The sequence below is a fragment of the Escherichia sp. MAL-1 genome (genome assembly GCF_052948035.1).
Genome location: NZ_CM129609.1, coordinates 4495815 through 4508886, shown reverse-complemented (window position 1 = coordinate 4508886; position 13072 = coordinate 4495815). Strand labels below are relative to the sequence as shown.

Genomic DNA, 13072 nt, shown 5'->3' with positions numbered 1-13072 from the left:
AGATATCAATGCCTCGCTTATCAGATAAAGTGCTTACGCAACCGTTGAGAGAGGAAATCCAGCAGGCTGACCGTGACGATGATAAGCACCATCAGGGCGCAGGTTTGTTGGAACTGGAAACCGCGAATCGCTTCCCACAGGGTGACGCCGATCCCGCCCGCGCCGACCATGCCGACGACGGTCGCCGAGCGGACGTTGGATTCGAAGCGATAGAGGGAGTAGGAGATCAGCAGCGGCATCACCTGCGGCAGCACGCCGTAGAGGATCTCTTCGAGCTTGTTGGCACCGGTGGCGCGAATGCCTTCCACCGGGCCAGGTTCAATTGCTTCTACCGCTTCGGAAAGCAGCTTGGAGAGCACGCCGGTGGTGTGGATAAATAGCGCCAGCACGCCAGCGAACGGTCCGAGACCGACGGCGACCACGAACAGCATGGCGAAGACCATTTCGTTAATGGCGCGGCAGGCGTCCATCAGGCGGCGAACGGGCTGGTAAACCCACCACGGCACCAGGTTTTCGGCGCTCATCAGGCCAAAGGGGATGGAGAGAACCACCGCCAGCGCGGTGCCCCAGACGGCGATTTGCAGCGTGACGGCCATTTCGGTGAGGTAATCCTGCCACTGGCTGAAATCGGGCGGGAAGAAGTCGGCAGCGAAGGTTGCCATGTTGCCGCCGTCTTTAATCAGTGTGAGCGGGGCCATTTCCGCGCCCTGCCACGAGACGACCAGCACGGCGAGAACAACGGCCCAGCTCAGAAGCGAGAACCAGCTGCGCTTGGGTGGGGCGATGGTGATGGTTTGCATGTTTGGCTCCGGTCTGTAGGCCGGATAAGGTGCTTGCACCGCATCCGGCATCAACGCCTGCACATTGTCGGATGCGACGCCGGGGCGTCTTATCCGACCTACGATTTACTGCACCGCTTTACTCACCGAACTCATCGCGCTTAGCGCGTTGTTCAGGCGGTCCAGGTCATCCAGTTGCGCCTGAATCGCGGTGGTTTTTGCCAGCTTGTCCTGCTCATTCAGTCCTTTATTGCTTTTCACGCCCTGCATCTCTTTAAACAGTGCGAGCTGGCGAATCGGCACCAGTTGCAGGTCGCTGGAGGCGCGGAACGGCGCCCAGCCCAGGCGTTCCAGCACCGCTTTCTCTTCCGGCGTTTTGCCGTAATTCATAAAGAAGTCGTAGATCTTGTCTTTGGTGGTTTCGGAAAGATTTTTACGCCAGACGATCGGATCGCCTGGGATCAGCGGCGATTTCCAGATCACTTTCAGTTCTTTCAGCTTCTCCGGCGCGGAGGTTTTCAGCTTGTCGAGGTTTTCGGTGTTGTTGGTCGCCACATCCACCTGCTTGTTGGCGACGGCCAGCGCGTTGGTTTCATGCCCGGCGTTGACGGTGCGCTTGAAGTCGCTGGCGGAGATATTGTTTTTGGCGAAGACGTAGTAACCGGGGACGAGGAAGCCAGAGGTGGAGTTAGGATCGCCATTGCCGAAGGTGAGATCTTTCCGCTTCGCCAGCAGATCGTTCAGGTTGTTGATCGGACTATCTTTGTTGACGATCAACACGCTCCAGTAACCTGGCGATCCATCCGCCGCGACCGTCTGGGCGAAGACCTGGCCGTTGGCGCGATCCACCGCTTCCATTGCCGACAGGTTGCCGTACCAGGCGATATCCACTTTATTGAAGCGCATTCCCTGGATAATGCCTGCGTAGTCTGGGGCAAAGAAGGCGTTCACCTTCACGCCCAGCTTCTTCTCCATATCCTGTAAGAATGGCGTCCATTGCGGTTTCAGGTTTTGCTGTGATTCCGTTGAAATAATGCCGAAATTCAGCGCCTTTTCCTGCTCTTCGGCGTGTGCCGGGCTTAACAGGGTGCTGAGGCTGAACATGCTGGTGAAGGCCAGCGAGGCAATTATCTTAGCGTTCATTCGTTTTCCTCAATGATGGGGATGTCAGGCAGCTTTCGCGTTCTCTTCGATGCGATTAATGCTGCGGTAGAGATGGTCAAAACGTTCGTTATCAAACTGTTGGCTGCTGCCGTCGTAGAAAACGTGCCCCTGGCGCAGGGCGACGATGCGTTCGCAGTAGCGCAGGGCGTAATCCACCTGATGCAGCGTGACGACCACGGTGATGCCGTCGTTCTGATTGATGTCGCGCAGGGTGTCCATCACGATGCGGGCGGATTCCGGGTCCAGCGAGGCGATGGGTTCATCGGCCAGAATCACCTTCGCCTGCTGCATCAGCGCGCGGGCAATCGCCACACGCTGCTGCTGTCCGCCGGAGAGGGTGGAAACGCGTTGATGGGCAAAATGCACCATGCCAACGCGGGTCAGCGCCTGTAACGCGCGTTGTTTCTGCTCGCGGGTAAACCAGCTAAAACAGGTGCGCCAGAACGGCGTGCTGCCGAGCGCGCCAATCAGCACGTTCTCCAGTACGCTCAGGCGGTTCACCAGGTTGAATTGTTGGAAGATGTAGCCGGTGTTGGCGCGGCTTTTGCGGATATCGCGCGCCAGACGGCCTTCGCGCTGGACTGTGCGGCCCAGCAGCTCGATATGGCTGCCGGCGGATTTATCGCCGGTAATCAAACCGCTTAAGTGACGTAAAAGGGTGGATTTGCCGGAACCGGACGGCCCAAGCAGAGCCACCATTTCACCGTGATGAATGTTCAGATCAACCGCATGCAGCGCCTGATGCTGATTGAAGGTTTTGGCGAGCTTCTCGACACGGATAATCGTTTGCATGATGCAGCCTCCCTAAAAAAGTGGCTCCATCGTGGCGGATTATTGTGACGATTTGGTTAATTAAAAGTGACTAACAGATGAAGAGTTAACGGGAATTCGATGACAGTGCGGGAGGGCGGGCCTCCCGGCGGATTATTGCGTTGGTTGTTGTTTGACGACATTAATCATCCACGGTACGCCAAATTTATCGGTGACTTTGCCGAAGCCATGCGCCCAGAAAGTTTCCTGCCAGGCCATTTCGATTTTTCCGTTAGCGGCAAGGTTATCAAACCAGCGTTTTCCTTCTTCGACCTGTTGCGAATCGAGCACCAGCGTAAAGCCGGAGTAGCTGGCTTTTCCTGACGGTATAGCATCGCTCATCATGATATCGCTTCCGGCAATGCGCACATTGGCGTGGGCGATGGCGGTATCGGGAAATTGCATTCCGGAAGGGCAGTTCTCGGCGCTGTCCTGCGCTGATTTCGGCATTTCGCCGAAGCTGATTTTATAGAGCAGTTCAGCGCCCAACGTACGTTGATAATAAGCAATTGCGTCGGCACAGTTACCGGCAAAAGAGAGGTAGGGACTTAACGGCATGATGGTGACCTCAGTTAAGAGAAGCCAGTTAAGTGTAGTTCGAAATTTATACAGATGAGAGGGAAGCCTGATAAGACGCGGTCAGCGTCGCATCAGGCAGTCGGCACTGTTGCCGGATGCGGCGTAAACGCCTTATCCGGCCTACGGAGGGTGCGGGAATTTGTAGGCCTGATAAGACGCGCGAGCGTCGCATCAGGCAGTCGGCACCGTTGCCGGATGCGGCGTAAACGCCTTATCCGGCCTACGGATGGTGCGGGAATTTGTAGGCCTGATAAGACGCGCGAGCGTCGCATCAGGCATCTGGCACTGTTGCCGGATGCGGCGTAAACGCCTTATCCGGCCTACGGAGGGTGCGGGAATTTGTAGGCCTGATAAGACGCGCGAGCGTCGCATCAGGCAGTCGGCACTGTTACCGGATGCGGCGTAAACGCCTTATCCGGCCTACGGAGGGTGCGGGAATTTGTAGGCCTGATAAGACGCGCAAGCGTCGCATCAGGCATCTGGCACCGTTGCCGGATGCGGCGCGAGCGCCTTATCCGGCTTACCGATCACAATACAATCAGTTCTTTTTCACAAACTCAGATTTCAGTTTCATCGGACCAAAACCGTCGATTTTGCAATCGATGTTATGGTCGCCTTCAACCAGGCGGATGTTTTTCACTTTGGTGCCAATTTTCAGCATCGAAGAGCTACCTTTCACCTTCAGATCTTTAATGATGGTAACGCTGTCGCCGTCAGCCAGCAGATTGCCGTTAGCATCTTTAACGATCAGCTCGTCGCTTTCCTGTGCAGGTTCTGCGTCGTTCCATTCGTAGGCACATTCCGGGCAGATGTACATGCCGTTATCTTCGTAGGTGTATTCGGAGTTGCATTTTGGGCAGTGTGGTAATGACATGTGGATTTCCTCAAAAGTCAGCAGGGCAAAAGCGCCAAAAAACGGCAGATTGCCGAAAAAGGCCGCAATTATACACAAAATCCCTGAGTTTGTCGGGGGTACTGCTGATTTTAGACGACGATCGTTTTCATTTGAAAGGAAACACAAAAAGAAAATAATCTTTTTGCCTCTATTTATTATTTAAGATAATGTTAATGCTCTACTTGTTCTTTTTTTAATTCACATGATATTTTTATCTTTCTGACGTTTTAAACGTATCGGAAGACGTTATTTATTATAATAAAAAACAACACGCTAAATATAAAATTATTTCTTGCAGTAATTATAAAAGCCGAAAACAGAACTCAAAAACAATCTGGCTAAATAAAAGTAACAAAATTTGCTTTAAGGAAGAATTTTCTATGTACACACAGACCCTGTATGAGTTAAGTCAGGAGGCTGAACGCCTGTTACAGCTTTCTCGCCAACAGTTGCAGTTACTGGAAAAAATGCCTCTCTCTGTACCCGGAGATGATGCGCCACAACTGGCTTTACCCTGGAGTCAGCCTAATATCGCCGAGCGTCACGCGATGCTGAATAATGAGTTGCGTAAAATTTCCCAACTGGAAATGGTGCTGGCGATTGTCGGTACTATGAAAGCAGGGAAATCAACCACCATTAATGCCATTGTTGGTACGGAGGTTCTGCCTAATCGCAATCGCCCTATGACTGCGCTGCCAACGCTTATTCGCCATACGCCCGGGCAAAAGGAACCGGTACTGCATTTTTCACATGTCGCGCCAATCGATTGTTTAATTCAACAATTACAACAGCGCCTGCGTGATTGCGATATTAAGCATCTGACCGATGTGCTGGAAATAGATAAAGATATGCGTGCGCTTATGCAGCGGATCGAAAATGGCGTCGCTTTCGAAAAATATTATCTGGGTGCCCAGCCTATTTTTCATTGTCTGAAAAGTTTGAATGATTTAGTGCGACTGGCGAAGGCGCTGGACGTCGATTTTCCTTTTTCTGCTTACGCCGCCATTGAGCATATTCCCGTGATTGAAGTGGAGTTTGTCCATCTGGCGGGGCTGGAGAGTTATCCCGGTCAGTTGACGTTACTGGATACCCCCGGGCCAAATGAAGCCGGGCAACCGCATCTGCAAAAAATGCTTAACCAGCAGCTGGCACGCGCCTCGGCGGTACTGGCGGTGCTGGATTATACGCAACTGAAATCGATCTCCGATGAAGAGGTCCGTGAGGCGATTTTGGCGGTGGGGCAATCGGTGCCGCTGTATGTGCTGGTCAATAAGTTCGATCAACAGGATCGTAACAGTGACGACGCCGACCAGGTGCGGGCACTGATTTCCGGGACGCTGATGAAAGGCTGTATTACGCCACAGCAGATATTTCCGGTGTCGTCGATGTGGGGCTACCTGGCGAATCGGGCGCGCTATGAGTTAGCCAACAACGGTAAGTTACCAGCGCCAGAGCAACAACGCTGGGTGGAAGATTTTGCCCATGCCGCGCTCGGCAGGCGCTGGCGTCATGACGATCTGGCGGACCTCGAACATATTCGTCATGCTGCCGATCAGTTGTGGGAAGATTCGCTGTTCGCCCAGCCAATTCAGGCGTTGCTTCATGCCGCTTACGCTAACGCCTCGTTGTATGCTCTGCGATCTGCTGCGCATAAACTGTTGAATTACGCGCAGCAGGCGCGGGAATACCTGGATTTTCGTGCGCACGGGTTAAACGTCGCTTGTGAACAATTGCGGCAAAATATCCATCAGGTCGAAGAAAGTTTGCAGCTATTGCAACTCAATCAGGCGCAGGTGAGCGGCGAGATTAAACATGAAATCGAGCTGGCCCTGACCTCCGCCAACCACTTTCTGCGTCAACAACAAGATGCGCTGAATGCGCAGTTAGCCGCCTTGTTTCAGGATGATTCGGAGCCGTTAAGCGAGATTCGTACCCGCTGTGAGACACTGTTACAGACGGCGCAGAACACCATCAGTCGCGACTTTACGCTGCGTTTTGCCGAGCTGGAATCCACCCTTTGCCGGGTGTTAACCGATGTTATTCGCCCCATTGAGCAACAAGTCAAAATGGAATTGAGCGAGTCAGGGTTTCGTCCTGGGTTTCATTTTCCTGTTTTTCACGGCGTAGTTCCCCACTTCAACACTCGCCAGCTGTTCAGTGAAGTCATTTCGCGCCAGGAAGCAACGGACGAGCAGAGCACGCGTTTAGGCGTTGTGCGTGAGACTTTTTCGCGCTGGTTGAATCAGCCCGACTGGGGACGGGGAAATGAGAAATCACCGACAGAAACGGTTGATTACAGTGTGTTGCAACGAGCATTAAGCGCAGAAGTCGATCTCTATTGCCAACAAATGGCTAAAGTTCTGGCAGAGCAGGTCGATGAATCTGTTACGGCAGGCATGAATACTTTTTTCGCTGAGTTCGCTTCATGTTTGACGGAATTACAGATGCGTTTACGCGAAAGTCTGGCTCTGCGTCAACAAAATGAATCGGTGGTCAGGCTGATGCAGCAGCAATTGCAGCAGACTGTGATGACTCACGGCTGGATTTACACCGACGCCCAGCTGTTACGCGATGATATTCAAACACTTTTCACGGCAGAACGATATTGACCAAGACGTTACTTGACGGCCCCGGTCGCGTGCTGGAGTCGGTTTATCCCCGCTTTTTAGTGGATCTGGCGCAGGGCGATGATGCCCGCCTTCCACAAGCCCATCAGCAGCAGTTTCGTGAACGACTGATGCAGGAACTTCTTGCGCGCGTGCAGCTTCAGACATGGACGAACGGCGGCATGTTAAATGCGCCGCTTAGCCTGCGTCTGACATTGGTGGAAAAACTGGCGTCGATGCTGGATCCCGGTCATCTGGCACTGACGCAGATCGCGCAGCATCTGGCGCTGCTGCAAAAAATGGATCACCGCCAGCACTCTGCTTTCCCGGAGCTCCCCCAGCAAATTGCCGCCTTGTATGAGTGGTTTTCAGCCCGTTGTCGCTGGAAGGAAAAGGCATTAACGCAACGAGGCCTACTGGTGCAGGCGGGTGAACAGAGCGAGCAAATTTTTACCCGCTGGCGTGCTGGGGCGTATAACGCCTGGTCGTTGCCTGGGCGCTGTTTTATCGTTCTCGAAGAGTTGCGTTGGGGGGCATTTGGCGATGCCTGTCGTCTGGGAAGCCCGCAAGCGGTGGCGTTGTTGCTGGGTGATTTGCGCGTGAAAGCGACACAACATCTGGCAGAGAGTATCAATGCGGCCCCGACTACGCGTCACTATTACCATCAGTGGTTTGCCTCTTCGACCGTTCCGACGGGCGGGGATCATGCTGATTTTTTAAGTTGGCTGGGAAAGTGGACCACGGCAGATAAACAACCCGTTTGCTGGTCAGTGACCCAACGCTGGCAAACTGTCGCGCTGGGGATGCCACGACTCTGTTCAGCGCAGCGTCTGGCGGGGGCAATGCTCGAGGAAATCTTCACTGTAAATTTGGTGTAAATAATCAGTTACATCAATGAGTCCTAAACGAAATCCATGTGTGAAGTTGATCACAAATTTAAACACTGGTAGGGTAAAAAGGTCATTAACTGCCCAATTCAGGCGTCAACTGGTTTGATTGTACATTCCTTAACCGGAGGGTGTAAGCAAACCCGCTACGCTTGTTACAGAGATTGCATCCTGCAATTCCCGCTCCCCTTTTGCGGCCGTCGCGCTGATTTTTCTGGCGTTTGCGGAAATGGGCCAACTCTGCGAGGAAAGCTATGCTGAAAAGGAAAAAAGTAAAACCGATTACCCTTCGTGATGTCACCATTATTGATGACGGTAAACTGCGTAAAGCCATTACCGCAGCATCACTGGGTAATGCAATGGAATGGTTCGATTTTGGTGTTTATGGTTTTGTTGCTTACGCATTAGGTAAAGTTTTTTTCCCGGGGGCTGACCCCAGCGTGCAGATGGTTGCTGCACTTGCCACTTTCTCCGTTCCCTTTCTGATTCGACCGCTTGGCGGACTCTTCTTTGGTATGTTGGGCGATAAATATGGTCGCCAGAAGATCCTCGCTATCACTATTGTGATTATGTCGATCAGTACGTTCTGTATTGGCTTAATACCGTCCTACGACACGATTGGTATTTGGGCACCGATTCTGCTGTTGATCTGTAAGATGGCACAAGGTTTCTCGGTCGGCGGTGAATATACCGGGGCGTCGATATTTGTTGCGGAATACTCCCCTGACCGTAAACGTGGCTTTATGGGCAGCTGGCTGGACTTCGGTTCTATTGCCGGGTTTGTGCTGGGTGCGGGCGTGGTGGTGTTAATTTCGACCATTGTCGGCGAAGCGAACTTCCTCGACTGGGGCTGGCGTATTCCGTTCTTTATTGCTCTGCCGTTAGGGATTATCGGGCTTTACCTGCGCCATGCGCTGGAAGAAACTCCGGCGTTCCAGCAGCATGTTGATAAACTGGAACAGGGCGACCGCGAAGGTTTGCAGGATGGCCCGAAAGTCTCGTTTAAAGAGATTGCCACTAAATACTGGCGCAGCCTGTTGACATGTATTGGTCTGGTAATTGCCACCAACGTGACTTACTACATGTTGCTGACCTATATGCCGAGTTATTTGTCGCATAACTTGCATTACTCCGAAGACCACGGGGTGCTGATTATTATCGCCATTATGATCGGTATGCTGTTTGTCCAGCCGGTGATGGGCTTGCTGAGTGACCGTTTTGGCCGTCGTCCGTTTGTGCTACTTGGTAGTGTTGCCCTGTTTGTGTTGGCGATCCCGGCGTTTATTCTGATTAACAGTAACGTCATCGGCCTGATTTTTGCCGGGTTACTGATGCTGGCGGTGATCCTTAACTGCTTTACGGGCGTTATGGCTTCTACCTTGCCAGCGATGTTCCCGACGCATATCCGTTACAGCGCGCTGGCGGCGGCATTTAATATTTCGGTGCTGGTTGCCGGTCTGACGCCAACACTGGCGGCCTGGCTGGTCGAAAGCTCGCAGAATCTGATGATGCCTGCCTATTACCTGATGGTAGTGGCGGTGATTGGTTTAATCACCGGCGTAACCATGAAAGAGACGGCAAATCGTCCGTTGAAAGGTGCGACACCGGCGGCGTCAGATATACAGGAAGCGAAGGAAATTCTCGTCGAGCATTACGATAATATCGAGCAGAAAATCGATAATATTGACCACGAGATTGCCGATTTGCAGGCGAAACGTACCCGCCTGGTGCAGCAACATCCGCGAATTGATGAATAAGCTGAAACGGATGGCCTGATGTGACGCTGTCTTATCAGGCCAATTGAACTCTTAAGGTTCACTTAATCTCTGACGCGCATACTCTCCTCCAGGTTAACGGAGGAGAGTGCAATGAAAAACCGTGTTTATGAAAGTTTAACTACCGTGTTCAGCGCGCTGGTGGTCAGCAGCTTTCTTTATATCTGGTTTGCCACGTACTGATCTTTCTTCAGCCGTACCCAGGCCCGCGTGCCGGAAGTCTCTTGCCGGTTTTGCAGGAAAAACTGCCCGTGATGCAACTGTGTAATGCGGCTGACAATACTTAACCCCAGACCAATCCCGCCATAACGGCTGTCCATACGTACAAACGCTTTACTCAACTCCCCGCATTTACTCTCATCAATACCTGGTCCTTCATCTTCAACTGCCATGACCGCTCCGTCATCTTCTTGCAGCTTAATCATAATGTTGCTGCCTTGCGGGCTGTAACGATGGGCGTTTTCTACCAGGTTTCGCAATAACATCCGCAGCAGGGTTGCATCACCCTGAACGGTGATGTCGGCGGCGCTCTCTGGCAATAGCAGGGTTTGCTGTCGCTGGTCGAGCATGGTACTGAGTTCGTCATACGAGGGGAGAATGACATCTTCCAGCAGTTTTACATGTTGATAATTACCGGAAGAAAATGACTGTCCGGCACGCGCCAGTTGCAGCAGCTGGGAGACGCTCTCCATCATCTGATCAAGCCGTGCCACTAACGGTGCTACATCAATGTGATGCGTTTTCGCCAGCAGTTCCAGATGCAAACGCACCCCCGCCAGTGGCGTTCGCAGTTCGTGCGCGACGTCAGCGGTAAACAACCTTTCGTTATCCAGCGTGCTGGTCAGGCGACTGACCAGATCGTTTAACGCCGAAACCACCGCTTCGATTTCGAGGGTGGCGCTGTGAATGGCAATGGGCGTTAAGTTGTCGGCGGTGCGCGCTTCCAGCTCTTTTTGCAGCTCCGCCAGCGGGCGGGTGATGCGGCGTACCGCCTGATAGCAGATAAATAGCGTCAGGCTGACCATAAAGACGCCGGGGACAATCAGGCTGGCGACCGCCTCGCGGATCTCACGCATGATGTGGCGATCGTTGTTGCGATTGTCGCGTAGCGCCTGCTCAAACAGCTGAATCTGCTCGGTACTTTCATGCCATAGCCAGAAGACGCTGATCAGCTCAAACACCAACAAAATGGCCCCGATGGTCAATATCAGCCGTTGGCGCAGCGATATTGGTCGGCGCAGAAAACGCATCAGATTCAATTAGTTTTCCTCATTCGCGACCAGCATATAGCCAAAGCCGCGCACGGTGCGGATACGGGCTTTGCCCACTTTGTCGCGCAGATTGTGGATATGCACTTCCAGGGTGTTGGTCGAGGGTTCATTGTCCCAGTTATAGATGTCGTTGTAGAGAATTTCCCGATGCACCGGACTGCCTGCTTTGAGCATTAACCGTGACAGCAGAGCATATTCTTTGGGCGTCAGAATCAACTCTTCACCGCCCATCCATACCTGACGGCGACCCATATTCAGCGTCAGATTGCCAACAATCAGCTCACTTTCGCCCTGATTATTATGGCGTCGTAGCAGGGCTCGGATACGGGCGTGTAACTCTTCCAGCGCAAAGGGCTTCACCAGATAGTCATCGGCACCGACATCCAGCCCGGCGATTTTGTCGGTCAGCGTATCGCGAGCGGTGAGGATCAGTACCGGCAGGGTGTATTTTTTCTGCCGGATACGGGCGAGAAAATGCAGTCCATCTTCGTCGGGTAACCCTAAATCCAGTACCACCAGGCTGTAATGACCGGCCTCAAGGCTTTGTTCCGCCATCCGCGCGGTTGTCACGCCATCGCACGCGTAGCCTTCGGTTTGCGCCGCCAGAATCAGTCCCTGCAATAACAGCGTATCGTCTTCAACAATCAGAATTTTCATTTACTCACTCTCCTGCAAGTTTGCAGAATATCATCCGCAGCCTGGTAATACTTCGTCTCAACGCCAGTTAATCCCAATAGCGTGGAGAATAAATTGTCTTGTGAATAGTGTTGCGTTTGCGCCTGTTTTTGCAGGCAGTTCTGGTCAACCTGATACCGTTTTTGATAATCCTCCGACAGCCACAGCAGCATTGGCACCTGTTTTTGGCTATCCGGGGCGATGGCATAAGGCAGACCGTGCAGATAGATGCCATTTTCACCTAACGATTCACCGTGGTCAGAAAGATAAACCAGGCTGGTGGTAAATTTATCCTGATGTTCTTTAAGCAGATTAATCGCTTTATCAACAATATAGTCGACGTAAACCAGCGTGTTGTCGTAAGTGTTCACCAGTTGCTCTTTGGTACAGGTCTGGATCTCATTGGTGTCGCAGGTTGGGGTAAATTTCCTGAACTGAGGCGGATAGCGGTTGTAATAGGTCGGACCGTGGCTGCCGATGGTGTGTAAGACAATCACGCCATCACCTTGCAGGTTATTGATGTACTCTTCAAGCCCGTGGAACAGCACTTCGTCATAGCATTCGCCGTTGATGCACTGATCAGGTAGATTCAGCGCGGTGACGTTCTGGTGAGGCACGCGGTCGCAGGCACCTTTACAGCCGCCATCGTTGTCATTCCACAGCACGTTGATGCCCGCTCGCTGAATGATATCCAGCACGCCTTCCTGGTGCTGTGCCAGCTCTTCTTTGTAGTGCTCACGCGGCATATCCGAGAACATGCACGGTACTGAAACTGCCGTTGCCGTGCCGCAAGATGCGGTATTAGGGAAATAGACCACGTTATCTTTCGCCAGCCGCGGGTTAGTTTCACGCGGGTAGCCGTTGAGGGAGAAGTTCTCCGCCCGCGAGGTTTCGCCGACAATCAGGATGGTCAAATTTTTACGTTTTTCGTTCTGCATTAACGGGTTGCGGTGCGCGTCTTCACCAATTCGCACCAGCGGCAGATTTGCCAGTCGCTGATGGGAGTACCATGACCAGCTGGCAACAATGCTGTTAGAGGGGCTTAAGGATTTCACCAGCTCTTTGTTATTGCGGAACAACGAGGCGTAGTCTTTATAAAACAGTGCGGCGACCAGCAAAATCAGTAGTACAGAAACCAGAATATTGGCTCCACGGAAAAGAACACTGCGCAGACGCGAGGTGGCAGGTTTGATTTTTATCCAGCAGGCAATCAGCGCAGCAAGCACGCCGCTGAATCCCAGCGTTAATAACATTTGCGGTGTCATCAGCGCATAACTTTCTGCCGGAGTGGTATCAATAATATTGGCAATCATCGAGCGGTCGATGACGATGCCGTAAGTCATTATGAAATATTGTGCAGCCGCGCCAACCAGAATAAACAGGCAGGCCAGTGGTCGATTAAGCCATAAGAAAGAGCTTAGTGTCAGGACAATATTAATCACGCTGAAAGCGACGACCGGCATCGACAAGAAAACCAGTACGTTATGCAGCGAATCCAGCGGCAGCGCCTGCAACACCTGTTTAAAAAAGGCAATATTCAGGCAGATAGAGATATAAAAAGCGGCCAACAATAGCCAGGCGAGTAAATTCAAAGAGGGTCTTTTTAGTAGGCGCTTCAACATCACGGTGTT

General features: G+C 52.4%; 12 protein-coding genes. 4 read left to right on the top strand and 8 right to left on the bottom strand.

Features of this window, described 5'->3' with window-relative positions; genetic code table 11:
• Positions 1-20: 20 nt before the first annotated feature.
• The 5 genes from phnE to ACU8XX_RS22540 all read right to left on the bottom strand — a co-directional run bounded on the left by phnE (position 21) and on the right by ACU8XX_RS22540 (position 4206).
• Positions 21-800 carry a phosphonate ABC transporter, permease protein PhnE gene (gene phnE / locus ACU8XX_RS22560; RefSeq protein ID WP_001193500.1) on the bottom strand — a complete coding sequence of 260 codons (780 nt, stop codon included), beginning with the start codon at positions 798-800 and terminating at the stop codon, positions 21-23.
• A gap of 105 nt (positions 801-905) precedes the next feature.
• On the bottom strand, positions 906-1922 hold the full coding sequence (phnD, locus tag ACU8XX_RS22555) for a phosphonate ABC transporter substrate-binding protein (RefSeq protein WP_000992000.1): 1017 nt from the start codon (positions 1920-1922) through the stop codon (positions 906-908).
• Between the two features lie 24 nt (positions 1923-1946).
• Positions 1947-2735, bottom strand: coding sequence for a phosphonate ABC transporter ATP-binding protein (gene phnC, locus ACU8XX_RS22550; protein ID WP_001193397.1), 789 nt, complete (start codon positions 2733-2735; stop codon positions 1947-1949).
• A gap of 132 nt (positions 2736-2867) precedes the next feature.
• A complete protein-coding gene (gene yjdN, locus ACU8XX_RS22545; protein WP_001131318.1) occupies positions 2868-3311 on the bottom strand; it encodes a VOC family metalloprotein YjdN in 444 nt (147 codons plus the stop codon).
• Between the two features lie 559 nt (positions 3312-3870).
• Positions 3871-4206, bottom strand: coding sequence for a zinc ribbon domain-containing protein YjdM (locus ACU8XX_RS22540; RefSeq protein ID WP_001300891.1), 336 nt, complete (start codon positions 4204-4206; stop codon positions 3871-3873).
• A 401-nt stretch (positions 4207-4607) separates the two neighbouring features.
• Here ACU8XX_RS22540 and crfC point away from each other — a divergent pair, with 401 nt between their 5' ends.
• The 4 genes from crfC (at position 4608) to pmrR (ending at position 9678) form a co-directional block, all read left to right on the top strand.
• The gene (gene crfC, locus ACU8XX_RS22535; RefSeq protein WP_240765303.1) at positions 4608-6836 is read left to right on the top strand and encodes a clamp-binding protein CrfC; all 2229 of its coding nucleotides are present in this window, start codon (positions 4608-4610) and stop codon (positions 6834-6836) included.
• Positions 6833-7711, top strand: a complete 879-nt coding sequence (locus ACU8XX_RS22530) for a YjcZ-like family protein (RefSeq protein WP_016241778.1) — start codon at positions 6833-6835, stop codon at positions 7709-7711. Before crfC ends, ACU8XX_RS22530 begins: the two co-directional genes overlap by 4 nt.
• Before the next feature lie 263 nt (positions 7712-7974).
• Positions 7975-9477 carry a glycine betaine/L-proline transporter ProP gene (proP, locus tag ACU8XX_RS22525; protein ID WP_001295385.1) on the top strand — a complete coding sequence of 501 codons (1503 nt, stop codon included), beginning with the start codon at positions 7975-7977 and terminating at the stop codon, positions 9475-9477.
• 111 nt (positions 9478-9588) lie between these two features.
• Positions 9589-9678 (top strand): LpxT activity modulator PmrR, encoded by a 90-nt coding sequence (pmrR, locus tag ACU8XX_RS22520; protein ID WP_016241779.1) that lies wholly within the window; start codon positions 9589-9591, stop codon positions 9676-9678.
• Here the strand turns inward: pmrR and pmrB are convergent.
• Genes pmrB through eptA form a run of 3 tightly spaced genes read right to left on the bottom strand, consistent with a single transcriptional unit; the run spans position 9654 to position 13063 of the window.
• The gene (gene pmrB / locus ACU8XX_RS22515; RefSeq protein ID WP_001052132.1) at positions 9654-10754 is read right to left on the bottom strand and encodes a two-component system sensor histidine kinase PmrB; all 1101 of its coding nucleotides are present in this window, start codon (positions 10752-10754) and stop codon (positions 9654-9656) included. The genes pmrR and pmrB overlap by 25 nt on opposite strands.
• On the bottom strand, positions 10755-11423 hold the full coding sequence (basR, locus tag ACU8XX_RS22510; protein WP_000697915.1) for a two-component system response regulator BasR: 669 nt from the start codon (positions 11421-11423) through the stop codon (positions 10755-10757).
• Positions 11420-13063, bottom strand: coding sequence for a phosphoethanolamine transferase EptA (gene eptA / locus ACU8XX_RS22505; RefSeq protein ID WP_001295384.1), 1644 nt, complete (start codon positions 13061-13063; stop codon positions 11420-11422). Before eptA ends, basR begins: the two co-directional genes overlap by 4 nt.
• Positions 13064-13072: the final 9 nt, after the last annotated feature.

What these genes read in the sequence shown, in the direction of transcription:
- crfC (WP_240765303.1), top strand. Translation starts at nt 4,608, where the DNA reads ATGTACACACAGACCCTGTATGAGTTAAGTCAGGAGGCTGAACGCCTG.
- phnD (WP_000992000.1), bottom strand. Translation starts at nt 1,922, where the DNA reads ATGAACGCTAAGATAATTGCCTCGCTGGCCTTCACCAGCATGTTCAGC.
- phnE (WP_001193500.1), bottom strand. Translation starts at nt 800, where the DNA reads ATGCAAACCATCACCATCGCCCCACCCAAGCGCAGCTGGTTCTCGCTT.
- ACU8XX_RS22540 (WP_001300891.1), bottom strand. Translation starts at nt 4,206, where the DNA reads ATGTCATTACCACACTGCCCAAAATGCAACTCCGAATACACCTACGAA.
- proP (WP_001295385.1), top strand. Translation starts at nt 7,975, where the DNA reads ATGCTGAAAAGGAAAAAAGTAAAACCGATTACCCTTCGTGATGTCACC.
- pmrR (WP_016241779.1), top strand. Translation starts at nt 9,589, where the DNA reads ATGAAAAACCGTGTTTATGAAAGTTTAACTACCGTGTTCAGCGCGCTG.
- basR (WP_000697915.1), bottom strand. Translation starts at nt 11,423, where the DNA reads ATGAAAATTCTGATTGTTGAAGACGATACGCTGTTATTGCAGGGACTG.
- yjdN (WP_001131318.1), bottom strand. Translation starts at nt 3,311, where the DNA reads ATGCCGTTAAGTCCCTACCTCTCTTTTGCCGGTAACTGTGCCGACGCA.
- eptA (WP_001295384.1), bottom strand. Translation starts at nt 13,063, where the DNA reads ATGTTGAAGCGCCTACTAAAAAGACCCTCTTTGAATTTACTCGCCTGG.
- phnC (WP_001193397.1), bottom strand. Translation starts at nt 2,735, where the DNA reads ATGCAAACGATTATCCGTGTCGAGAAGCTCGCCAAAACCTTCAATCAG.